This is a genomic window from Coriobacteriia bacterium (assembly GCA_041658765.1).
GTDB lineage: Bacteria > Actinomycetota > Coriobacteriia > Anaerosomatales > JBAZZO01 > JBAZZO01.
Genome location: JBAZZO010000017.1, coordinates 26,740 through 48,341 on the forward strand (window position 1 = coordinate 26,740; position 21,602 = coordinate 48,341).

Annotated in this window: 22 protein-coding genes; all 22 read left to right on the top strand. The window is 69.2% G+C overall.

Annotated features, from left to right (window positions below; all coding sequences use genetic code 11):
* Nucleotides 1–5 precede the first annotated feature (5 nt).
* The 22 genes from WC971_09660 (at nt 6) to rpe (ending at nt 21,464) form a co-directional block, all read left to right on the top strand.
* A complete protein-coding gene (locus WC971_09660) occupies nt 6–2,642 on the top strand; it encodes a CBS domain-containing protein (protein MFA5845079.1) in 2,637 nt (878 codons plus the stop codon).
* Nucleotides 2,643–2,653: 11 nt separating this feature from the next.
* Nucleotides 2,654–3,298 carry a site-2 protease family protein gene (locus WC971_09665; GenBank protein MFA5845080.1) on the top strand — a complete coding sequence of 215 codons (645 nt, stop codon included), beginning with the start codon at nt 2,654–2,656 and terminating at the stop codon, nt 3,296–3,298.
* A gap of 63 nt (nt 3,299–3,361) precedes the next feature.
* Nucleotides 3,362–4,360, top strand: a complete 999-nt coding sequence (gene trpS, locus WC971_09670) for a tryptophan--tRNA ligase (GenBank protein MFA5845081.1) — start codon at nt 3,362–3,364, stop codon at nt 4,358–4,360.
* 4 nt (nt 4,361–4,364) lie between these two features.
* Nucleotides 4,365–5,111, top strand: a complete 747-nt coding sequence (locus WC971_09675; protein ID MFA5845082.1) for a segregation/condensation protein A — start codon at nt 4,365–4,367, stop codon at nt 5,109–5,111.
* Nucleotides 5,108–5,710 carry an SMC-Scp complex subunit ScpB gene (gene scpB / locus WC971_09680; protein MFA5845083.1) on the top strand — a complete coding sequence of 201 codons (603 nt, stop codon included), beginning with the start codon at nt 5,108–5,110 and terminating at the stop codon, nt 5,708–5,710. Before WC971_09675 ends, scpB begins: the two co-directional genes overlap by 4 nt.
* 22 nt (nt 5,711–5,732) lie before the next feature.
* The gene (locus tag WC971_09685; GenBank protein MFA5845084.1) at nt 5,733–6,464 is read left to right on the top strand and encodes a pseudouridine synthase; all 732 of its coding nucleotides are present in this window, start codon (nt 5,733–5,735) and stop codon (nt 6,462–6,464) included.
* Nucleotides 6,461–7,078, top strand: coding sequence for a bifunctional adenosylcobinamide kinase/adenosylcobinamide-phosphate guanylyltransferase (locus WC971_09690; GenBank protein MFA5845085.1), 618 nt, complete (start codon nt 6,461–6,463; stop codon nt 7,076–7,078). The genes WC971_09685 and WC971_09690 overlap by 4 nt, the downstream gene beginning before the upstream one ends.
* Entirely contained in the window at nt 7,075–8,151 is a 1,077-nt protein-coding gene (gene cobT, locus WC971_09695; GenBank protein ID MFA5845086.1) for a nicotinate-nucleotide--dimethylbenzimidazole phosphoribosyltransferase, read from the top strand. The genes WC971_09690 and cobT overlap by 4 nt, the downstream gene beginning before the upstream one ends.
* A 1-nt stretch (nt 8,152) precedes the next feature.
* The gene (cobS, locus tag WC971_09700; protein ID MFA5845087.1) at nt 8,153–8,908 is read left to right on the top strand and encodes an adenosylcobinamide-GDP ribazoletransferase; all 756 of its coding nucleotides are present in this window, start codon (nt 8,153–8,155) and stop codon (nt 8,906–8,908) included.
* Nucleotides 8,909–8,937: 29 nt separating this feature from the next.
* A complete protein-coding gene (locus WC971_09705) occupies nt 8,938–9,534 on the top strand; it encodes a histidine phosphatase family protein (protein ID MFA5845088.1) in 597 nt (198 codons plus the stop codon).
* A 95-nt stretch (nt 9,535–9,629) separates the two neighbouring features.
* A complete protein-coding gene (gene hisC, locus WC971_09710) occupies nt 9,630–10,730 on the top strand; it encodes a histidinol-phosphate transaminase (protein MFA5845089.1) in 1,101 nt (366 codons plus the stop codon).
* A 79-nt stretch (nt 10,731–10,809) separates the two neighbouring features.
* Nucleotides 10,810–11,820 (top strand): 3-deoxy-7-phosphoheptulonate synthase, encoded by a 1,011-nt coding sequence (gene aroF, locus WC971_09715; protein ID MFA5845090.1) that lies wholly within the window; start codon nt 10,810–10,812, stop codon nt 11,818–11,820.
* Nucleotides 11,817–12,941, top strand: coding sequence for a prephenate dehydrogenase (locus WC971_09720; GenBank protein MFA5845091.1), 1,125 nt, complete (start codon nt 11,817–11,819; stop codon nt 12,939–12,941). Before aroF ends, WC971_09720 begins: the two co-directional genes overlap by 4 nt.
* Nucleotides 12,938–14,257, top strand: coding sequence for a 3-phosphoshikimate 1-carboxyvinyltransferase (gene aroA / locus WC971_09725; GenBank protein MFA5845092.1), 1,320 nt, complete (start codon nt 12,938–12,940; stop codon nt 14,255–14,257). The genes WC971_09720 and aroA overlap by 4 nt, the downstream gene beginning before the upstream one ends.
* A gap of 67 nt (nt 14,258–14,324) precedes the next feature.
* A complete protein-coding gene (cmk, locus tag WC971_09730; GenBank protein MFA5845093.1) occupies nt 14,325–14,990 on the top strand; it encodes a (d)CMP kinase in 666 nt (221 codons plus the stop codon).
* The gene (locus WC971_09735; protein MFA5845094.1) at nt 14,990–15,625 is read left to right on the top strand and encodes a lysophospholipid acyltransferase family protein; all 636 of its coding nucleotides are present in this window, start codon (nt 14,990–14,992) and stop codon (nt 15,623–15,625) included. Before cmk ends, WC971_09735 begins: the two co-directional genes overlap by 1 nt.
* Nucleotides 15,615–16,466 carry a 4-hydroxy-3-methylbut-2-enyl diphosphate reductase gene (gene ispH / locus WC971_09740; protein MFA5845095.1) on the top strand — a complete coding sequence of 284 codons (852 nt, stop codon included), beginning with the start codon at nt 15,615–15,617 and terminating at the stop codon, nt 16,464–16,466. The genes WC971_09735 and ispH overlap by 11 nt, the downstream gene beginning before the upstream one ends.
* Nucleotides 16,453–17,760 (top strand): DUF512 domain-containing protein, encoded by a 1,308-nt coding sequence (locus WC971_09745; protein ID MFA5845096.1) that lies wholly within the window; start codon nt 16,453–16,455, stop codon nt 17,758–17,760. Before ispH ends, WC971_09745 begins: the two co-directional genes overlap by 14 nt.
* 17 nt (nt 17,761–17,777) lie before the next feature.
* The gene (gene der, locus WC971_09750; GenBank protein ID MFA5845097.1) at nt 17,778–19,085 is read left to right on the top strand and encodes a ribosome biogenesis GTPase Der; all 1,308 of its coding nucleotides are present in this window, start codon (nt 17,778–17,780) and stop codon (nt 19,083–19,085) included.
* Between the two features lie 2 nt (nt 19,086–19,087).
* Nucleotides 19,088–19,753 carry a glycerol-3-phosphate 1-O-acyltransferase PlsY gene (gene plsY / locus WC971_09755; protein MFA5845098.1) on the top strand — a complete coding sequence of 222 codons (666 nt, stop codon included), beginning with the start codon at nt 19,088–19,090 and terminating at the stop codon, nt 19,751–19,753.
* 1 nt (nt 19,754) lies between these two features.
* A complete protein-coding gene (locus tag WC971_09760; protein MFA5845099.1) occupies nt 19,755–20,771 on the top strand; it encodes an NAD(P)H-dependent glycerol-3-phosphate dehydrogenase in 1,017 nt (338 codons plus the stop codon).
* A gap of 21 nt (nt 20,772–20,792) precedes the next feature.
* Entirely contained in the window at nt 20,793–21,464 is a 672-nt protein-coding gene (gene rpe / locus WC971_09765) for a ribulose-phosphate 3-epimerase (protein MFA5845100.1), read from the top strand.
* The last annotated feature ends 138 nt before the right edge of the window (nt 21,465–21,602 follow it).

The window sequence follows — 21,602 nt, forward strand, 5'->3', positions numbered from 1 at the left end:
CCAGCGTGCGCCTCGTCGTCGGCCACGCGAACCCGGACTTCGACGCCTACGCGGCGACGATCGCCGCGACACGTCTCTACCCGGGCGCGAAGGCGGTGTTCCTGGGATCGCAGAACACCAACGTGCGACAGTTCCACAACCTACACGAGGACCTGTTCGACTTCGTCGACCTGAAGACGCTCGACCCCGCGGAGGTCGACGGTCTTGTGATGGTCGACACCCGCGACCCGTCGCGCATCGGCGAGATCGGGCCGATCGCCCTCGACCCTAGAGTCGACCTCGTCGTCTACGACCACCATCCGCGCGGGTTCGGCGATGTCACGCGTGGCGAGGACCGGTCGATGGACGTCGGCGCGACGACCACGATCCTCGTGCGCGAGATACGCCTGCGCGGGGTGGCGATCACGCCTTTCGACGCCACAGTGATGCTCCTCGGCATCCACGAGGACACGGGCTCCTTCACCTACCCGACGACCACCGCCCACGATGCGGACGCGGCGGCGTTCCTGCTCGCATGCGGGGCGGACCTCGAGGTAGTCGACCGGTTCCTCAGCAGGTCGCTCGACGCCGAGCAGCGGGATCTGATGGAGCAGCTGAGCGCGTCCCTGGAGATCTGGGACGTGAACGGCAGACCGGTCGCGGTCGGGCGAGCCTTTCTCGACACGTACGTCGACTCCGCGGGGGTGGTGACGCACCATCTCTGCGAGGATCTAGGCCATCGCGTGGTCCTCGCGGTCGTCAGGATGGGCGACCGGATCCAGGTCGTGGCGCGCAGCCGTGTCGCCGAGGTGGATGTCGGGGCGGTCCTCGCCGAGATCGGCGGGGGAGGGCACGCCCAGGCCGCTTCGGCCGCGATCCGGGGGGACGACGTCGACGCCGTCCTCAGGCGTCTGCGCGTCGCTCTCGAGAGGACCGTGCGAGCCCCGCTCACCGCGGGAGACATCGCGTCGCGGCCGGTGCGGACCGTCAGGCCCGGCACGACCATGCGGCGGGCCGCCGAGCTGATGCAGCGCTGGGGTCATGGAGGCCTTCCGGTGGTGGACGCTCGCGGTGCCGTCGTGGGCCTGGTGACGCGGAAGGACGTGGACAAGGCGACCCGGCACGGGCTCGCTCACGCTCCCGTGAAAGGATTCATGGCACGCGACGTGATCACCGTCGGGCCCGGCGTCGGGATGACCGAACTCGAGAGGCTCCTGGCCCGCGCGGGCATCGGACGTGTGCCGGTGGTCGAAGGCGACGAGATGCTCGGGATCGTGACACGGAAGGACGTGCTGCGCGCGGAGCACGGAGACGCGTATCTCGATCGCGGTATCCCGCGGGTCCGCTCCGAGGCGTCCCAGCGGTTCCTCGCGTCGGTCAGGACGGTCCTGCCCGCCGAACACCGCGAGGCGATAGAGCGCCTCGGTCGCTTCGCGCAGGAGCGGGGACTTCGCGCGCACGTGGTGGGCGGATTCGTCCGCGACATGCTGCTCGGGCGCGAGAACCTCGATGTCGACGTCGTGGTCGAGGGTGACGGTGTCGCTTTCGCACTCGCAGCCGCGGAGGAGTTCGGCTATCGCGTCAAGGTGCACCGCCGGTTCGGGACGGCCGTGCTCGTCGCGAGCCGGACGCTCCATCTGGACGTGACGAGCGCACGCACCGAGTACTACACGCGTCCGGGGGCGCTGCCCACAGTCGAGCGCTCCTCGCTTCGGCAGGATCTGCTGCGACGCGACTTCTCGATCAATGCGATGGCGGCCTGCATCGACCCGGAGTTGTTCGGGGCTATCGCCGACCCCTTCGCGGGCCTCAAGGACCTCGAGAGAGGCGCGCTCAGGGCGCTCCACTCGCTGTCGTTCGTGGAGGACCCCACGCGCGTCCTGCGCGCCGCGCGTTTCGAGGCCCGCTTCGGCTTCCGGACGGACCCCTCGACCGAGCAGCTCGCGCGCGAGGCCATCGGGATGGGGATGCTCGACGAGGTCGGCGGGGCCAGACTGCGCGAGGAGATCCTCGACATCATCGACGAGACGTCCGTCGTCGCCGCGCTGCGGCGGCTCGACGAGTTCGGCGCGCTCGCGCGGGTGCTTCCCGAGGGAGCGGACATCACACGGACGCTCGCAGCGGTCGAGGGAGCGGTCGAGGGATTCGACGTGCTCTCCGGGGTCCTTGCGCGCGTGCCGCGCCGCCGCGTGGCGCTCATCGCGGCGCTCGCGGGCACCGCGGCGGGGCACGCGGAGTGCGAGCGATGGTTGCGCCGGCTGCATTTCGGCCGCGAGTACGCCGAGCCGGCGCTTGCGGCGGTGGGACGCGGTCGAGCGGTGATGCGCGCGTTGCGCGACCGGCGCGGGATGCGGGACAGCCGTCTGTACACGATGCTGGCCGGGCTCCCGGGCGAGACGCTGCCCTTCATCTGGGGCACGGGGGACGAGACCTCCAAGGGACGCATCGAGAGGTTCGTGATGGAGCTGGCAGGCGTGCGGCCGGCGGTGAGCGGACGAGACCTCATCGAGATGGGCTTCGAGCCTTCCTCCGCTTTCTCCGCTATCCTTGAGCGAGCCCTCGACGACCGCCTCGACTCGCGTGCGGTCGGACGCGAGGACGAGCTCGCGAACCTCCGCCGCCTCGCCCTTCGGGCGGGGATGGTGCCGACACCTTCTTCTTAAAGGAGCTCCCCTTGTCGCTGTTGCTCGAACGCGGGCTGCTCTTCGTCCTGGTCATCCCCGCGATCGTCTTCCACGAGGTCGCGCACGGTTGGGCAGCATGGCGCCTGGGGGATCCGACGGCGAAGACCTCGGGGAGGCTCTCGCTCAACCCGTTGCGCCACATCGACCCGTTCGGGACGGTGCTGCTGCCGCTCCTCCTCGCGTTCATGGGCCTTCCCGTGATCGGATACGCCAAGCCCGTACCGATCGATCCGCGCTACTTCCGCGACTATCGGAAGGGCATGCTGATCACCGGACTGGCGGGGCCGGTGACGAACCTCGCGCTCGCGACCGTCGCAGGCGTCGTGGTGCGCACGACCGTCTGGATGCCCGGCGCGGCGGCGATCGTCCCGCTCGTCGCGTACCAGTTCGCCATGGTCAACCTCGTACTGATGTTCTTCAACCTGATACCGGTCCCCCCGCTCGACGGCTCGCGCGTGCTGCCCGTCTTCCTGTCGGACCGCGCCATGCGTTCCTACCACCGGATGGAGAGGTACGGCATCCTGATCGTCTTCGCTTTCATCTGGCTCGCACCGCGCTTGCTGGGTTTCAGCCCTATCGAAGCCTACCTGTCCGTGACCGTCGATCCTCTGCTGCGCCTACTGTCCGGGGTCTGACGGCGGGCATGCGGTAGAATACGCCCGAGCATCGACCGCGGGACCGAGGAGAGCGCGCCCAGCATGACGAAGAAGCGAGCACTGACGGGGTACCGTCCCACCGGCAAGCTGCACCTGGGTCACTGGTTCGGCAACCTGCAGAACATGCTGCGCCTGCAGCACGACTACGATGCGTACTACTTCATCGCCGACTGGCACGCGCTCACGTCCGACTGGGCGGACACCACCATGGTGCGCTCGTACAGCGAGGAGATGGTGCTCGACTGGCTCGCGGCCGGTCTCGACCCCGAGCGGTGTACCATCTACCGCCAGTCGGACGTGCCCGAGGTGGCCGAGCTCACCCTCTATTTCGAGATGCTGACCCCCATGGGGTGGCTCGAGCGCGTCCCCTCCTACAAGGAGCAGCGCGAGCAGATCACCGACAAGGACCTCGGCAACGCGGGCTTCTTCCTCTACCCAGTGTTGCAGGCGGCCGACATCGCGATCGTGTTGGCGGACGTCGTTCCCGTCGGCGAGGACCAGCTGCCCCACGTAGAGCTCACGCGGGAGATCGTCCGGAGGTTCAACACGACATACGGGGAGTACCTTCGCGAGCCCGCCTCGCTGATCGAACGCGAGGGAGCGAGAGTGCCCGGCACCGACGGCCGGAAGATGTCGAAGAGCTACGGGAACGCGATCTTCCTCTCCGATACGCCCGAGGAGAGCGCGAAGAAGGTCGCCGGCATGGTGACGGACCCCGCACGCAAGCTGAAGTCGGACCCCGGGGACCCGGACGTGTGTCCGTTGCAGCAGATCCACAAGCTCGTCGGAGATCCCGCGGTCGTGGCGGACTTCGACGCGCGCTGCCGGTGCGCCGGCGTCGGGTGCGTGGAGCACAAGCGCGTGCTGGGGGACGACCTCAACGGCTACCTGTCGTCCTTCAGGCAGCGCAGGGCACAGCTCGCCTCGCAGCCGAACCTCGCGTGGGACGTGCTGGAGGACGGAGCGCGACGCGCGAGGGCGGTGGGCAGCGAGGTCGTCGGCGCCTGTCGCCGTCTCGTGCGCATCGACGGCGAGGGGTAGACGCGTGTCGTATCGTGTGAGCACAGAGGTCTTCGAGGGGCCTTTCGACCTGCTCCTGCATCTCGTCGGCCGCCAGAAGGTGGACGTGCGCGAGGTCTCCGTCGCCGCGATCGCCGACGAGTACCTCGAGCACATCGGGCGCATGACCACCCTCGACCTCGACGTGGCGAGCGATTTCCTGCTCGTCGCCGCGACGCTGTTGGAGATCAAGGCGCACAGCATGCTCCCCTCGGACGAGCCTTGGGAAGGGGACTTCGAGGACATCTCGCCTGAGGACGCGCGCGAGCTGCTGGTCGCGCGTCTGCTGGCGTACAAGAGTTTCAAGAACGCAGCGGCGGAGCTGGCCGCGCGCCACGAGGCGGAGTCGCACATGCACCCGCGGGCCGCCGGGATCGAGGAGCCGTTCCTTCGGCTGATGCCCGACTACCTCGAAGGCGTCAGCCTGCGCCAGTTGGCCCTCACGTGCGAGGAGCTGCTGAGGCGCCGCGAGGTCTTCCTGCTTCAGGCCGAGCACGTGGCGTCGATGCCCATCAGCCTGGAGGAACACGTCGAGCGTATCGCCCGCAGTATCGCGGAGCGTCGCAAGGTGCTCTTCAGCGAACTCCTCGCATCCGATCCGCGCCCGGAGGTGCTTGTGGTCACGTTCCTCGCGGTCCTCGAGTTGTACAAGCGCGGGAGCGCGGGTCTTCGCCAGGATGAAGAGTTCGGCGACATCGAGGTCGTCGCCTGCGACGTGGCGGGTGCGGCGTGAGCGGCGGACTGCGAGGGCCGATCGAGGCGCTGCTCTTCGTGTCGGACGAGCCCGTGACCGTCGCGCGCCTCGCCGAGGTGCTCGAGGTCGACGAGGCTGAGGTAGGGGCCGAGCTGACGGAGCTGGCTGAGGACTATTCCACTCAGGACCGGGGCTTCCAGCTGAGAGAGGTCGCGGGCGGGTGGCGTCTGTACTCGCATCCGGCGCACCACGACGCCGTCGAACGCTACGTCCTCTCCTGGGACACGAGGCGCCTGTCTCAAGCCGCTCTCGAAGCTCTGTCGATCGTCGCCTACCGGCAGCCCGTGACCCGGCAGGGTGTGAACGCCGTGCGCGGCGTCAACAGCGAGGGTGTCGTCGCGTCCCTTGTGGAGAAGGGCCTCGTGCGCGAGGTGGGACGCGATCGCGACGCCGGGAACGCCGTCCTCTACGGCACGACGCGGGCATTCCTGGAGAAGTTCGGCCTGAAGGACCTGTCGGAGCTTCCGCCGCTCGAGGAGTTCTCGCCGGATTCGGAGACCGAGCAGTCGATAAGGGACCGACTCGAGGCACTGGAAGGGCCGTCGCTTCCCGATGACGACATCGCCGAGGTCGACTGAGCCTCCCGCCGAGGAGCGTGGCGTGCGGCTGCAGAAGCACCTCGCGGCCGCGGGCGTCGCGTCGCGCCGGAGCGCCGAGTCGCTGATCTTCGCCGGAAGGGTCTCGGTCAACGGGGTCGTGGTGAGCGAGCCGGGAACCCGCATCGCTCCGGGAGAGGACGACGTGCGCGTCGACGGCGTCCTAGTCGTCGAGCCCGTGGCGCGCAGCTATCTCTTGCTCAACAAGCCGCCGGGGTACGTCACCACCCTCGACGACCCCCATGGGCGTCCGACCGTGGCCGACCTGCTGCCCGAGTCCTCGGCGCGGCTGTTCCCGGTAGGGAGGCTCGACCTCGAGACGACGGGTCTGCTGCTGCTCACGGACGACGGGGAGTTGGCTCACCGGCTCATGCATCCGCGCTTCCACGTCGAGAAGACGTATCGCGCCGTCGTCGACGGCGTTCCCGACGCTGACGACCTAGGATCGTTGCAGCGCGGGATCGTACTCGACGACGGAGTGACCGCTCCGGCGAGGGTGAGGCTCGTCTCGTCGGGCGAGGGCCGCTCGGACGTCGAGATCGTGATCGCCGAGGGAAGGAAGCGCCAGGTGCGTAGGATGTTCTCGCATGTGGGCCATCCCGTGCGCGAACTCTGCCGCGTGGCGTACGGTCCGATCGCCCTCGGGAGTCTCACGGAAGGCGCATCGAGGCCGCTCTCCGATGACGAGGTGGCCGGTCTCCGCGCGGCGACGGACCCTTCCCGGAGGCCGGAATGAGCCTCGTCGTCCTCACCGGCGGAGCGCGGTGCGGCAAGTCGGCCGCCGCGGAATGCCTCGCCGCCGCTTCTACCGGTCGCGTGGTCGTGGCTGTGGGAGGGCGCGTGCTCGACGATCCGGAGATGGTCCGCCGGGTGGAGAGGCACCTCGCCGATCGTCCGGGGCGGTTCGAGACGCTCGAGATCGACGACGTCGTCGCGTTCGGCGCCGCCTTGCCGACCGGATGCTGTCTCGTGGTCGAGTGTCTCGGCACGATGGTCTCGTCGCTGATGGAAGCTCTCGCGGTCGGTCAAGACGCACGGATCCCGCTCGGTGCGGACGTCTTCGCCGACGGGCGGTACGAACGAGACGCCGCCGACGCCGTCGATGCTCTCGTCGAAGCGCTGGTCGCGCGAGTCGAGGACACCGTCGTGGTCACGAACGAGGTCGGTTCGGGCATCGTGCCCGTTCACCCCTCGGCTCGGCTCTTCCGAGACGTCCTCGGTCGGGCGAACCGCAGACTCGTGGATGCCGCCGACGCCGCGTACCTCGTCGTCGCCGGGAGATGTGTGGACCTGCGGGCGTTGCCCGCTGAACCGGCGTGGCCGAGCGCCTCGCCCGAGGAATCGACGTGAATCCGACCGAGTGGGAGATGGCCGTGCTCGAGGCCGTGCGCGCCGTCGAGGCGGTGGACGGGGACTTCGAGCGGCTGGCGTGGGAGCGACTGGACTCGCTCACGAAGCCGCCGCGCAGCCTCGGCAGGCTCGAGGAACTCGCCGCGCGCGTCGCCGTGATCCAGCGCGACGTGCGGCCCGACGTCTCCACCAAGGCCGTCGTGCTCATGGCGGGCGATCACGGTGTGGTGGCGCAGGGCGTCGCCGCGTACCCGCAGTCGGTCACGGCCCAGATGGTCGCGAACTTCGCCACCGGGGGCGCTGCGATATCCCAGCTCGCCTCGCACGCGGGTGCGCGGCTCGTGCTCGTCGACGTCGGCGTGGCGGCGGACGTCTCGAACGTGCCCGGCGTCCGCGACGTCAAGATCGCCTGGGGGACGAAGGACATGACCGAGGGACCGGCGATGACCCGCGAGGAAGCTTCGCGGGCCTTCATGGCCGGAGTGGACATCGCTCGCGAACTCGCCGCCGAAGGTGTGCGCCTGATCGCGACGGGTGAGATGGGCATCGGGAACACGACCGCGGCGGCGGCGGTGACTTCCGCGCTGACCGGCGCCCGACCGGAGGACGTCGTAGGTCCCGGGACCGGGCTCGGCGCCGACGGCGTCGCGCGCAAGACCGACGCGGTGCGTCGCGCGCTCGCCGTCAACGCGCCCGACGCGAGCGATCCCCTCGGTGTGGTCGCGAGCGTAGGAGGCTTGGAGATCGCCGGTCTCGCGGGCGTCATCGTCGGTGGAGCGGCCGCGGGTGTGTGTGTCATCAGCGACGGGTTCATCTCCGGCGCGGCGACGCTCGTGGCCGTGAGGATGTGTCCCGCGTGTGCGGGATACGTGCTTCCCTCACACCGCTCGGCCGAGCCGGGTCATCGGGTCGTGCTCGAGGCGCTCGGTCTCGAACCCGTCTTCGATCTCGACATGCGCCTCGGAGAGGGGAGCGGCGCCGCCCTGGCGATGTCGATCGTGGAGGCGGCGTGTCGGGTCATGAGCGGCATGGCGACGTTCGGCGAGGCCGGCGTGAGTACGAGAGAGGACTGACGTGCGCGACCTGGCCGCCGCTCTCGGTCTGCTCACCGTCGTGCCCGTTCCCACCCGGATGACGGAGAAGCTGGTCGTGAAGCCCGCCGCATGGTTCCCACTCGTCGGACTCTTCCTCGGTGCGTGCGGATGGACTCTCGCGGTCGGGCTGCAGGCCGTCTCGCGGCTCGGCTCCCTGCCGCACGGTGCGCCCCTGACCGTCGCCGCTCTCGTCGTCGCTTCGTGGTGCTTGCTCACGAGGTTCCTGCATTGGGACGGCCTGGCCGACGTGGCCGACGGGGCATGGGCGTCTTCCGATCCGTCCCGACGGCTCGAGGTCATGGCGGACAGCCACACGGGCGCCTTCGGAGCGACGGCGGTCGCCCTCGTTGCGATCGTGCAGGTCGCAGCTGCGAGCGAGGCTATCGCGTCCGGGAGACTCGCCGTGCTCATCGCCGCTCCCGTTCTCGGGAGGCTCGCCGCGACCTTCGGGGCGTGGCTCGGGACCCCGGCGAGGCCCTCCGGGCTCGGAGCCTCGGTGCTCGGACGACCCCGCGCGGTGGACGTGCTCGTGACGTGCGTCACGCTCGCCGCCTGCGCGTTCGTGTACGCGGCCGCCGGTGGCGGGTGGCTCGCTCCCACAGCGGGCGCGCTCGCGGCCCCGGTCCTCCCGCACCTGCTGGCGAGACGGTTCGGCGGGGTGACAGGAGACGTCCTGGGCGCCAGCGTCCTGCTCACCGAGACCGTCGTGCTCGTCGTAGTCGCGGTGCTCGGATGACCAAGGCCGACGCTGAAAGGACCGTAAGGGTGCTGCTGGCCAGGCACCCGGAGACGGAAGCCAATTCACAGCGGCGTTTCGTCGGACGAGGAGACTCGCCGTACACCTCGGCGGGCGCCGTCCAGGCGGCGGCGCTGGGGGACTGTCTGCGTTCCTGGGGCCCGGACGCCGTGCTCGCAAGCCCGCAGCGCCGGGCGCTTCAGGCCGCGTCTCTGTCGGGATCGGTCGTGACGGCCCTGGACGACCTGCGCGAGATCGATTTCGGTGCGGCGGAAGGGCTGACCTACCGGGAGACGGAACGCGCCGGGATCGAGATGGACCACCTGGGCGGTCCGGGCACGGGCGAGATCGCCCCCGGGGGAGAGACGTGGGACGACTTCGCGGCCCGGGTCGCCCGCGCATCGGCGGTCGTCGCGCATGCCGGAGGCAGGGTCGCCGTCGTCACGCACGGAGGCGTCGTGCGCGCGCTACTGACGTTTTGGCTGGGACTGCCGCACCAGGCCGCATGGGGATTCGCGGTCCCTCCGGCGTCCGTGGCGACGCTGACGTTGCACGGTCCGACGGGTACTCTCGAGACCTTCGGTCTGCGTCCCGTTCTGTGTCCGTGGCAGACCGACCAGGCCTGACCAGGCGCCGCCGCTTGCCTTCCGACGCCGGTGGCGCGACAATCCACCCCAACCCCGCGCCGGGAGCCGGCGGTGGGCGAGCGGGTGGAGGACGCGTGTCCTGGGAGACGATCATCCGAGAGGATCTGACGGGGCTGACGCCTTACGCCCCGGGTCTTCGGGCGAGCGAGGTCAGGGAGCGCAGCGGCCGCGAGATCATCCGCAAACTCTCGAGCAACGAACATCCCGCCGGTCCCGTTCCCGAGGCCATCGCGGGCATGAGAGCCGTCCTCCCTTACCTCAACCGATACCCGGACGGGGCATGTCGAGCGCTGAAGAGGCGCCTTTCGACGCACCTGGCGCAGGACGAAGGCCGACTCCTCATCGGCAACGGGTCGAACGAGTTGTTGCGCCTGATCGCGCAAGCGGTGATCCGCCCCGGCGACGAGGTCGTCTTCGCGTGGCCGTCCTTCGTGGTGTACCCGATGGTCACCGCGCAGCTAGGCGCCATAGGGGTCCGAGTCCCGCTCGACGGGGGCGACGCCCACGACCTCGATGCGATGCTCGCGGCAGTGACGGACCGCACCCGTCTACTCTTCCTCTGCAACCCGAACAACCCGACGGGCACCATCTACCGGCGCGACACGTTCGACCGGTTCATGAAGGCGATACCGTCGCACGTGCTGGTCGTCGTGGACGAGGCGTACTTCGAGTTCGTCACCGATCCCGAGTACCCGGACGCACTCGAGTATCTCGACGGAGAACGCCCTCTCGTCGTCACGAGGACCTTCTCGAAGATCTACTCGCTGGCGGGTTCGCGAGTAGGATATGCCGTGGTGCCGGAGCCGCTGCGCGTCGCCGTCGAGGCTCTTCGGGAGCCGTTCAACGTGAACTCGGTGGCGCAGATCGGGGCGTATCACTCGCTCGACGCCGATGCCGAGGTACGGCGCCGGCGCGCCGAGAACCAGGAGCAGAAGACGTACCTGTACGCGTGCTTCGACCGGCTCGGCGTGGCGTACGTCCGCTCCGAAGCGAACTTCGTCTGGGTGAAGACCCCGCGGCCGGTCGAAGTGTTCGAGGCGCTGCTCGAGGAAGGCGTCATCGTGCGCGGTTTCCCGGCGATCTCCGCTCTCAGGGTGGGGGTCGGCACGCAGGAGGACACCGACGCGACGTGTGAGGCATTCGAGGCGATCGTCGCGCGGCTCGGCACCGTCTGACCAGGAGTCGGGTGCGGCCCGCGCTCCGTGACCCTTGGATCGATGGACCTGTGGAGGTGCGAACGACATGCTCGTCGTGATGCGTGACCATGCCACGACGCTCGAGATAGACCACGTCGTCGAGCGCTTGAGAGAGGCGGGCGCCGAGGCTCACCTGTCCCGCGGCGACGTCAAGACGATCATCGGGGTCATCGGCGAGCGCGAGATCATCTACAACCTCGAGCTCGAAGGCCTGCCCGGTGTCGAAGAGGTCGTGCGGGTCCTCAAGCCCTACAAGCTCGTCGGCCGGGATTTCCAGCCGGAGGACACGGTCGTGAGCGTGAGAGGCTCGTCGGTTGGCGGAGGAGCCCTCGCGGTGATCGCGGGACCCTGCTCGATCGAGTCCGAGGAGCAGATGCTCGCGGCGGCGCGTGGCGTCAGAGCGGCGGGCGGGACGATGCTGCGCGGCGGAGCGTACAAGCCACGGACGAGCCCTTACGCCTTCCAGGGGATGGGCCTCGATGGGCTGCGTATCCTTCGGGCTGCGGGCGACGAGGTCGGTCTGCCCGTCGTGACGGAGGTCTTGGACGTGCGCGACTCGGACACGGTCGCCGAATGGGCGGACGTGTTGCAGGTCGGAGCGCGCAACATGCAGAACTTCATGCTCCTCGAGGAACTGGGCACGATCGGCCGGCCAGTGCTGCTCAAGCGTGGGCTCTCGGCGACGATCGAGGAGGTGCTCTCGGCCGCGGAGTACGTCCTCAAGGGCGGGAACCGGGACGTCATCCTGTGCGAGCGCGGCATCCGCACGTTCGAGACGTACACGCGCAACACGCTCGATCTTGCGGCCGTCGCCGCTCTCAAGACCCTCACTCATCTGCCCATCATCGTCGACCCGTCACACGCCACCGGCAGGCGGGACCTCGTCGCGCCCATGTGCCGCGCGGCACTGGTCGCCGGAGCGGACGGCGTCATGGTCGAGGTCCACCCGGACCCCGAACATGCCCGTTGCGATGGGCCGCAGTCACTGGACGTCCGCTCTTTCGAGGCGTTGATGCGAGCGCTGGATCCCATCGCCGCGCTCGAGGAGAAGCATTGGGGCCTGGCGTGAGTTTCCGCTCGCTCACCGTCGTCGGCATCGGGCTCGTGGGTGGCTCCCTTGCCGCGGCCGCGAAACGATCCGGAGAGCCGCCGCTCGTGCGCGGTGTCGACGTCGACCAGGAGACGTGCTCGTTCGCCATGGAGCACGGGATCGTGGACGAGGCGCTGTCGCCGGACCAGGCTCTCGGTGAAGGTTGGTTCGGGAGCGACGCCACCGATCTCGTGGTGCTCGCGACGCCGGCGCGCGGCGTAGTAGCGTGGCTGGAGCGGCTCGCGGACGCCGGATACCAAGGCGTCGTCACCGATGTCGCGTCCACGAAGGGCGCGATCGTCGAGACGGCACGCCGATACGCGGGAGGGGGATACTCCTTCGTCGGCGGTCACCCGATGGCCGGCTCGGAGCTCAGTGGCATCGCGGCTGCCGACCCCGACCTGTTCTCGGGCGCGTACTACGTCCTCACGCCGACCGAGGACACCGACATGGAGGCATACCGGAAGATCCACCGGTTCGCCGTCTCGCTGGGCGCCCGGGTCATCTCGATCGACGCGGCGATCCACGACGAGGCGGTGGCGGTCGTGAGTCACATCCCGCACGTCGCGGCCGCTGCCCTCGTGCAGCTTGCGAATCGGCATGCCGGCGAGAACGCGGAGATACTGCGGCTGGCGGCCGGCGGGTTCAAGGACACGACACGGATCGCCGCGGGCAGTCCCGACCTGTGGACGGGCATCTGCCTCGACAACGCGAACGCCGTCGCCTCAGGTGCCGAGGAACTCGCGGAGGAGCTGCTGTCGTTCGCGACGTCCGTGCGCTCCGGGGACGCGGGCGCGCTGCGCGCCTTCCTCGAGCAGGCAGCGGAGGTCCGCCGCTCGCTTCCGGCGCGATGGGTCGCCGACGCGGATGCCTTGAGCGAACTCGTCATCCCGATCACCGACCGTCCGGGTATGGTGAGCGCCGTGACGACTGCGGTCGGCAGGGCGGGGTGTAACATCGAGGATATCGAGATCGATCATCAGTCCGAGGACACGGCGCTGCTGAGGTTGCTCCTGACCGAAGAGGGCGACCGTGAGGGACTCATGGCATCGCTCGAGGCGGACGGTTTCGCTCCACGGATGCGGAGGCTTCGAGGGTGACCCCGTCGGACCGCACCATAGGCTCCGCCACCGGCCCTCTTCGCGGCGCGGTCGTCGTTCCGGGAGACAAGTCGCTGTCGCATCGCGCGGTGCTGTTCGCGGCGCTCGCCGAGGGCCGTTCGCACATCACCGGAGTGCTCGACAGCGCCGACGTGCGCTCGACGCTCTCCGCGGTCGCGGCGCTCGGCGCCGGGATCGCGGTCCGCGACTCGGGGAGCGGCGGGCTCGACGTCTATGTGGATGGATGGGGCGACCGCGGACCCACTTCTCCCACGGCGCCTATCGATTGCGGCAACAGCGGGACGACCGCGAGACTGCTCATGGGGGTGCTCGCCGGATGGGACGTCGAGGCGACCCTCGTCGGCGACGAATCGCTGTCGAAGCGTCCGATGGCGCGGGTGACGGATCCGCTCTCGCACATGGGTGCTCGGTTCGAGTCGCGGGGCGGCGGCATGCTCCCGGTGACGGTGCGCGGCGGGGGATTGCGGCCCATGGCGTTCGTCTCCGACATCGCGAGCGCGCAGGTCAAGTCTGCCGTGCTCCTTGCGGGATTGCGCGCCTGTGGGAGGACCGTCGTCAGCGAGCCCATGACGAGCCGCGACCACACGGAGAGGCTGCTGCCCGCGTTCGGGGTGGAGGTCGGGACGGACGAGGCCGCATGTTCCGCGTGGGTCGACGGGCCGTGCGTTCCGATCGCGTGCGACGTGGACGTCCCCGGCGACCCGTCCTCGGCGGCGTTCCTGGTAGCCGCCGGACTTCTCGTCCCGCGCAGCACGGTCGTCGTCCGCTACGTATGTCTGAACCCCACGAGGACGGGCGCGTTCGAGGTCCTCAGGCGGATGGGCGCGAAAGTGTCCATGTCCACGGAACAGGTGATGGCGGGGGAGCCCGTGGGCACCGTCACCGCGGAGCATGGAGGCGCGCTGCGCGCCACGGTCGTGAGCGCCGAGGAGGTTCCGAGCCTTGTGGACGAGGTCCCCATCCTTGCGGTCGTGGCGACCGCCGCTCGCGGTACCACGCGTTTCGAGGGCGTGAGCGAGCTGCGCGTCAAGGAGTCGGACCGCTTGGCGGCAGTCGCCGCCGGCCTTCGCTCGCTGGGCGCGGATGCCCGCAGCGGTCCCGATTGGCTCGAGGTAGACGGTCCGGCGAGACTCACCGGAGGCAGGCTCGACAGCCTCGGGGACCATCGTCTGGCTATGTCGTGGGCGGTGGCCGCGCTCGTCGCTCTCGCGCCGGTCGCCATCGCGCGTTTCGACGCCGTGGACGTCTCGTACCCTGACTTCATGCGGGACGTCTCCTCGCTCATGCGACCGTGAGAGCGGCGAGTCGAGCGTGGTATCATCACGCCATCTTGACGACCCCAAGACGAGCGGAGTCTCGAGCATGATCGTCGCAATCGACGGACCCGCGGCATCCGGCAAGTCCACGGTCGCGCGTGCCCTTGCTCGCCGCCTCGGGTTCGCGTATCTCGACACCGGCGCGATGTACCGTGCGGCTTCCCACGTCGCGCTGCGTCGCGGTGTGCCTCTCGACGACGCTGACCGGCTCGGGGCGCTCGCGGCCTCGGTCGACGTCCGCTTCGAAGGCGAAGAAGGCGATCCGGTCCCCTTGCGCGTCTTCGCCGACGGCGAGGACGTGACCGCTCTCATCAGGGCCCCGGCGGTGGACGCCGCCGTGAGCGCCGTCGCTAGGATCCCGCTCGTGCGCGCGGCGATGGTGGCGCAGCAACGCGCGGCGACAGGCGCGAGCGACACGGTCGTCGAAGGCCGCGACATCGGCACGGTGGTCTTCCCGGACGCGGCGGTGAAGGTCTTTCTCACCGCTTCGTCGGAGGAGAGGGCCCGACGCCGTCAGGTCGACCTCTCTGACGCCGGCCACGAGATCGACGAAGCGGACGTTCGCGAGCGGCTCGATTCCCGGGACGCGGCGGACAGCGCGAGAGAGACGAGCCCGCTCGCCGTCGCGGAGGACGCCGTCATACTCGACACGACGGGCTTGAGCATCGAGCAGGTGGTCGAGCGCATCGCGTCGCTCGTTCGGGAGGCCTGATGGAGGGCGCCCTCGCGCGGTTCTTGCGCGCGACGGTCGCGCCGCTGCTTCTCGCGGTCTTCCGCGTGCGCGTCGTCGGTATCGATCGCGTGCCGATCGAGGGAGGTGCGCTCCTGGCCGGGAATCACGTCTCGTATGTGGACCCCGTCCTCCTATGGTGCTGCCTGCCTCGGCCCGTGCGTTTCATGGCGAAGGCGGAGCTTTGGGGGAACGCCATCTCCGCATGGTTCCTGCCTCGGATCGGTGCCTTTCCGGTCCGGCGAGGCATGGCCGACCGGTCCGCGATCGCCGTCGCGACGGACACGTTGCGTGCCGGCGTACTCGTGGGCATCTTCCCCGAGGGCACACGGGCCGGCGGGGACGGACGCACCGTGCACGACGGTGTCGCATTCCTGGCCCTGCGCGCCGGGGTCCCGATCGTGCCGGTAGGACTGGTGGGTACCGAGAGGGTGTGGCCGCGCGGGAGGCGCCTGCCGCGGATAGCGCCCGTCACGATAGCGTTCGGCGAGCCGTTGATCTCCGAAGGATACGAAGGACGTGACAGGCGGGGGATCATGGCGGAACTGACAGCGACGGTCATGGACGCCATCGCCGCACAGGTCGAGGAAGCAAGGAGCGTGCATCGTGCGAGTTGAGGTCGCGAAGTACGCGGGTGTCTGCTACGGCGTCGAGCGCGCACTCAAGCTCGCAGGTGAGGCCGCCCACGCGGGAGGTGCCGTCCGGACGCTCGGCCCTCTCATCCACAACCCTCAAGCCGTACGCGCTCTGCTGGAACAGGGTGTGGACGTCGCGACGTCCCTGGACGATGTGGAGAGCGGGACGCTGGTCATCCGCTCGCACGGCGTCGATCCCGCCACGATCTCGGCGGCCTCCCGAAAAGGTCTCAGAGTCGTCGATGCCACGTGTCCCTTCGTGACGGCCGCACACCGTTGCGCCGCCGACCTCACCGAGCAGGGATACGCGGTCGTGATCGTCGGCGAGGCGGACCATCCGGAGGTCGAGGGGATCCTCGCGCACGCCGGGGGGACCGCATTGATCGTGGAAAGCGTCGACGACCTGCCCGACGAGCTCCCATCGCGAAGGGTCGGCGTCGTCGTACAGACGACGCAGTCGCTGGCAAGGTTGAACGAGGTCGTCTCCGCGATGCTCCCGAGGGTGTCGGAGTTGAAGGTCTGCAACACGATCTGTAGCGCGACAGCGCAGCGTCAGCGCGCAGCGGAGGAACTCGCCCGTCGTGTCGACGCCATCGTGGTCGTCGGTGGTCACAACTCGGGGAACACGACGCGTCTCGCCGAGATATGCCGCTGTGTGAACCCGAGGACCCACCACGTCGAGACGTCCGAGGAACTCGAGCCGGGATGGTTCGCGGGCGTCACCACGGTAGGCGTGACCGCGGGCGCGTCGACGCCCCACGAGCAGATGGCGGACGTCATCGAAGCGATATCGGTGCTCGACAGCGGCGATGACCGGGACTGACGTCACCGGGGGCCGGGTCGCCGCAGTGCGCCGGCGCACTGCGGCGGCACGCGCGGGGATACTCGCGGGAGACACCGTCGTGGCTGTGGACGGCCGGCCCGTCCGGGACGTGATCGACTGGGCGTGGCTCACCGCGGAGCCGCCGTTCGAGGTCGCCGTGACCGGGATCGACGGAACGACGCGGCACACGACCGTGGACCCGGACCCGGGTGAGCGGATCGGCCTTACCTTCCACGATCGGCTCTTCGAGCCGATGCGGACGTGTCTGAACGCCTGCGAGTTCTGTTTCGTCTCGATGCTGCCGCCGGGGTTGCGACCATCACTCTACGTGCGGGACGACGACTTTCGGCTCTCGTTCCTCGACGGCAACTTCGTCACGCTCACCAACGTCACCGACGACGACATCGCGCGCATCCTAGAGCAGCGTCTGAGCCCTCTGCACGTCTCGGTCCACGCCGTCGACCCCGAGGTGCGCGCACGCCTAGTGTGCCCTGCCGTCGAGGACCATGCCCTTGAGGCGCTCGCGCGTCTGACCGCGGACGGCATCGTCGCTCACGTGCAGATCGTCCTCGTCCCCGGCGAGAACGATGGCGCCGTCCTCGACGACACGCTGCGTTGGCTCTCCGACCTCGACGGCATCGCATCCGTGGGCGTCGTGCCCGTCGGCTTCACGAGCCACCAGAGCCGCATCACCCGCTCGTTCACAGGCATGCGAGAGTCCGGCGACGTGCTGGACGTCATCGCGCCTTGGCGGCAGTCGCGTCTCGAGTCCACGGGTCGGCGTTGGGTACACGCCGCGGACGAACTCCATCTCGCCGCAGGCCGCCGTGTCCCCTCAGCCGAGGAGTACGACGGCTTCCCCCAATACGAGAACGGGATCGGCATGGTGAGGGCCTTCCTCGACGAGTTCGAGGAGGCGGCGGCGAGCGTGCCCGGAACGGCATCCGCCGTGCTCGTGACGGGGGAGTCGTTCGCGCCCGTCCTGACCCGCGTGCTCGAAGAGGCGTGCCTCGACGTTCGCGTCCTGGCGGTCCGCAACACGCTTCTCGGCGGGAACGTCTCCGTGGCCGGTCTGCTCTCGGGCCGGGACATCGCACAGGCGGTCTCCCGCGATGCCGAAGCGTCCGCATCGGCCACGTACCTCGTCCCGGACATCGTGATAAACTGCGACGGGCTCTTGCTGGACGACGTGAGCGCCGACGATCTGCCCCGCCTCGCGGGTGCGGACGTGCGCATCATTCGAGCCGACGCCGCGGGGCTCCTCTCATCGCTGAGGACACTCCATGCCGACTGATGGGAAGGTCTGAACCGGTGGCTCTGCCGATCGTCGCCGTCGTGGGACGTCCGAACGTCGGCAAGTCGACGTTCGTGAATCGCATCGCCGAGGCCCGGGACGCCATCGTCCACGAGACGCGCGGCGTGACGCGCGACCGCAGCTACCACCGCAGCGAGTGGAACGGCCGCGCGTTCATGCTCGTGGACACGGGCGGCATCGAATCGGGCGCCGAGGACGCGTTCACAGGCCACATAAGGAAGCAGGTCGTGGCTGCCGCCGAGGAGGCGGACGCGATCGTCCTGCTCGTCGACGGCACGACCGGCCCTCTCGGCGGCGATGCCGAGGTGGCTCGCATGCTCAAGCGCGGCGGGAAGCGCGTCTTCCTCGTCGTCAACAAGCTCGACACGCCGGGGCGCGAGGACGCCGCCCACGAGTTCTGGTCCCTTGGGCTCGGCGATCCGTGGCCGGTGAGTTCGCTCCACGGACACGGCACCGGCGATCTGCTCGACGCTCTCGTCGCCGCTCTGCCCGAGATCCCCGACGTCGAGGAGCCTGGCGAGATCGGCGTCGCGATCATCGGGCGCCCCAACGCGGGCAAGTCCTCCCTGCTCAACCGTCTCTGCGGTGTGGAGCGTGCCATCGTCTCGGAGGTCGCGGGCACGACACGCGACGCTATCGACACCGTCGTCGAGCGCGATGGGGTGCGGTATCGCCTGGTCGACACCGCAGGACTTCGCCGCGCGTCGAAGATAGACGACTCGGTGGAGTACTTCGGGTTCGTTCGCGCGATGAAGGCGATCGACCGCGCGTCGGTCGTACTCCTCATGGTCGACTCGACGATCGGCGTGACCGATCAGGACCAGCGTGTCGCCCGCTTCGCCGAGGAGCGAGGTTGCGCGATGGTGGTGCTCTTGAACAAGTGGGACGAAGCCGGGGATGCCGAACGCAAGGAGACCCTCGTCGCCGATGCGGCGGAGAAGCTGCAGTTCGTCTCTTTCGCGCCGCTCCTGAGGGTGAGCGCGCTGACCGGCTCGGGCATCGACCGGGTGCTCGACGCCGTGGACACGTGCTATGCCGCGTACACCGGCACCACAGCCACAGGCGCGCTCAACCGCCTGCTGGCCGACCTGCGCGCGGGCGGTCACACGGTCTCGAAGGGGAAGGCGACGCTGCGCCTGGCCTACGCGACCCAGACGCACCACGCACCGCCCGGATTCACCTTCTTCGCCAACCATCCCCGTCTGGTCGACGACGGGTACCGCCGGTTCCTCGAGAACCGGCTTCGGGAGAGGTTCGACCTCGCGGGCACGCCCGTGATCCTGAAGTTCAGGTCCAAGGAGTAGCGGTGGCGACGGCGCTGCGGATCGCCATCCCTATCCTGGTGGGATATCTCGTCGGCGGCGTCCCGTTCGGCGTGGTCATCGCGCGGCGCTGCTACGGAGCGGACATCACCGCGATGGGGTCAGGCAACACCGGCGCGACGAACGTACTGCGCAATCTCGGCTGGCAGCCTGCGCTCGTGGTCGCACTGCTCGACATCGCGAAAGGAGCCGCCGCCGCCGGCGTCGCGCTCGGTTTCGCGGCGGGTTGGAGCCGCTGGGCGACGGACCTGCTCGTGGTCGCGGCGGGTGTCTCCGCGATGGCCGGCCACATGTACTCGCCGTACTTCCGCCTTCGTGGAGGCAAGGGCATCGCGACCGCGGCCGGAGCGATCTTCGTCCTGATGCCTGCGGCGTTCCCCCTTCTCATCGCGGTCTTCGCCGTGTTGGTGCTGGTGTTCCGGATCGTCTCGGTCGCGTCCATCCTCGCGGCCCTGTGTTTCCCCGTCGCCATATGGGTGCTCTACCCGGATCGACCGGTGCTGTTCGTCTTCGCGTTGCTGGGGGTCCCGCTGGTCGTCTGGCGCCATCGCGCGAATCTCGTACGACTCGTCCGAGGCGAAGAGCCTAAGATACGTATCGGACGTCCCGGCGGACGTCGCAACGCTTCGGGCGCGGGGGAAGGGGACTGACGTGCGGGTGGCGGTCGTCGGTGCGGGTTCGTGGGGCACTGCCGTGTCGTGGCTGCTCGGCGGGAAGGGCCACGAGGTCGGCCTTTGGGCGCGCGAGCCGGAGATCGCCGAGGGGATCGCCGAGCGACGCCGGAACCCTCTCTACCTGAAGGACGTCGTCCTCCCCGAGCGCGTCTCGGCCACGACAGACATCGAAGAGGCGCTGCGGGGATGCGAGGCGGTCGTCATGGTCACTCCGAGCGCGGGAGTGCGGTCGACGGCCGAGACCATGCGGCCGCACCTGCCTTCCACGACGCCGGTGGTGGTCCTCTCGAAAGGCGTCGAGGCCGAGACGCTCATGCTCATGACGGAGGTCCTCGAGGACGTTCTCGGCGATCGCCGCCGCCTAGCGGGTCTTTCCGGCCCGAACCACGCCGAGGAGGTCGGCAAGGGCGTCCCCTCGGCTACCGTGGTCGCCGCCTATGACGAGACAGTGGGCCGCCTGTTCCAGGATGCGTTCATGACGCGCACCTTCCGCGTGTACACGAATCCCGACGTCGTCGGCGTGGAGCTGTGCGGGGCGAGCAAGAACGTGATCGCCGTCGCTGCGGGGATGTCCGACGGTCTCGGATACGGCGACAACACGAAGGCGACCCTCATGACGCGAGGCCTGGCCGAGATGAGCAGGCTAGGGCGCGCGCGGGGAGCGAACCCGCTCACGTACATGGGTCTGGCGGGCATGGGCGACCTGATCGCCACGTGCACCTCGCGTCACTCGCGCAACCGCGCTCTCGGCGAACTGGTCGCGCAAGGCGGCACTGTCGAAGAGTTCACCGACCGCACGCACATGGTCGCGGAGGGCGCCCTCTCGTGCATCTCCGTCGGCGAACTCGGGAAGCGGTCAGGGGTGGAACTTCCGATCACCCAGCAGGTCCGCTCCGTCCTCTACGAGGGGCTCTCTCCCTCCGAGGGCGGCAAGACGCTGATGGGCAGAGAGGCACGCGACGAGCTCCACGGGCTCGGTCTCGTCGACGACTGAAGTGTCCAGAAGGGGAGCGAGATGACCGAGGCCATCTTCATGTCACCATCGATACTCTCGGCGGACTTCACCCGCCTGGGCGAAGCCGTGGCACTCGTGGAGGACGCGGGCGCCGACTTCATCCACGTCGACGTGATGGACGGCCACTTCGTCCCGAATCTGACGGTCGGGCCGCCGGTCGTGCGCGCCCTGAAGGACGTGGCGCGCGTGCCCCTCGACGTCCATCTGATGATCGACGACGCCGACCGGACCGTGGCGTGGTACCTCGACGCGGGAGCCGATATGGTGACGGTCCACGCGGAGGCCTCCGGCGATCTTTCCGGCCTAGTGCGGACGATCCGCGCGGCCGGAGCGAAGGCGGGCGTCTCGATCAAGCCTGCGACCCCCGTCGAGGCGCTCGCCAGGGTGGTGGGCGACCTCGACCTGATACTCGTGATGAGCGTCGAGCCCGGATTCGGCGGGCAGGCCTTCATCGGATCCTCCGTCGAGAGGATCGCGGAAGTGCGGCGGCTGTGCGAGCGAGCGCGCGTGTCTCCGCTCATCGAGGTCGACGGCGGTATCGACGAACGTAGTGCGCCGCTGGTCGTAGCTGCGGGCGCCCGCTCTCTCGTCGCGGGCAACGCGGTCTTCGGCAGCGCCGACCCTTCGGCTGCTCTACGCCGCATCCGGGAGGTCGCCGCGGCCGCCCTCTGATGACGGGCGACCTCCGTGATGCCTCAGAATAAAAGGTACTCGAGCGACTGATTCGTTGCCTCACAATAAAGGTACTCGACGTCGGACGCCTTCACCTCCTCTTTCCATCTCGGGTTCTTGCGGGCGTTGAGCTTGTAG

Coding starts and splice junctions, on each gene's coding strand:
- trpS (MFA5845081.1), top strand. CDS start 3,362: ATGACGAAGAAGCGAGCACTGACGGGGTACCGTCCCACCGGCAAGCTG.
- WC971_09690 (MFA5845085.1), top strand. CDS start 6,461: ATGAGCCTCGTCGTCCTCACCGGCGGAGCGCGGTGCGGCAAGTCGGCC.
- WC971_09745 (MFA5845096.1), top strand. CDS start 16,453: ATGACCGGGACTGACGTCACCGGGGGCCGGGTCGCCGCAGTGCGCCGG.
- WC971_09735 (MFA5845094.1), top strand. CDS start 14,990: ATGGAGGGCGCCCTCGCGCGGTTCTTGCGCGCGACGGTCGCGCCGCTG.
- cmk (MFA5845093.1), top strand. CDS start 14,325: ATGATCGTCGCAATCGACGGACCCGCGGCATCCGGCAAGTCCACGGTC.
- rpe (MFA5845100.1), top strand. CDS start 20,793: ATGACCGAGGCCATCTTCATGTCACCATCGATACTCTCGGCGGACTTC.
- aroF (MFA5845090.1), top strand. CDS start 10,810: ATGCGTGACCATGCCACGACGCTCGAGATAGACCACGTCGTCGAGCGC.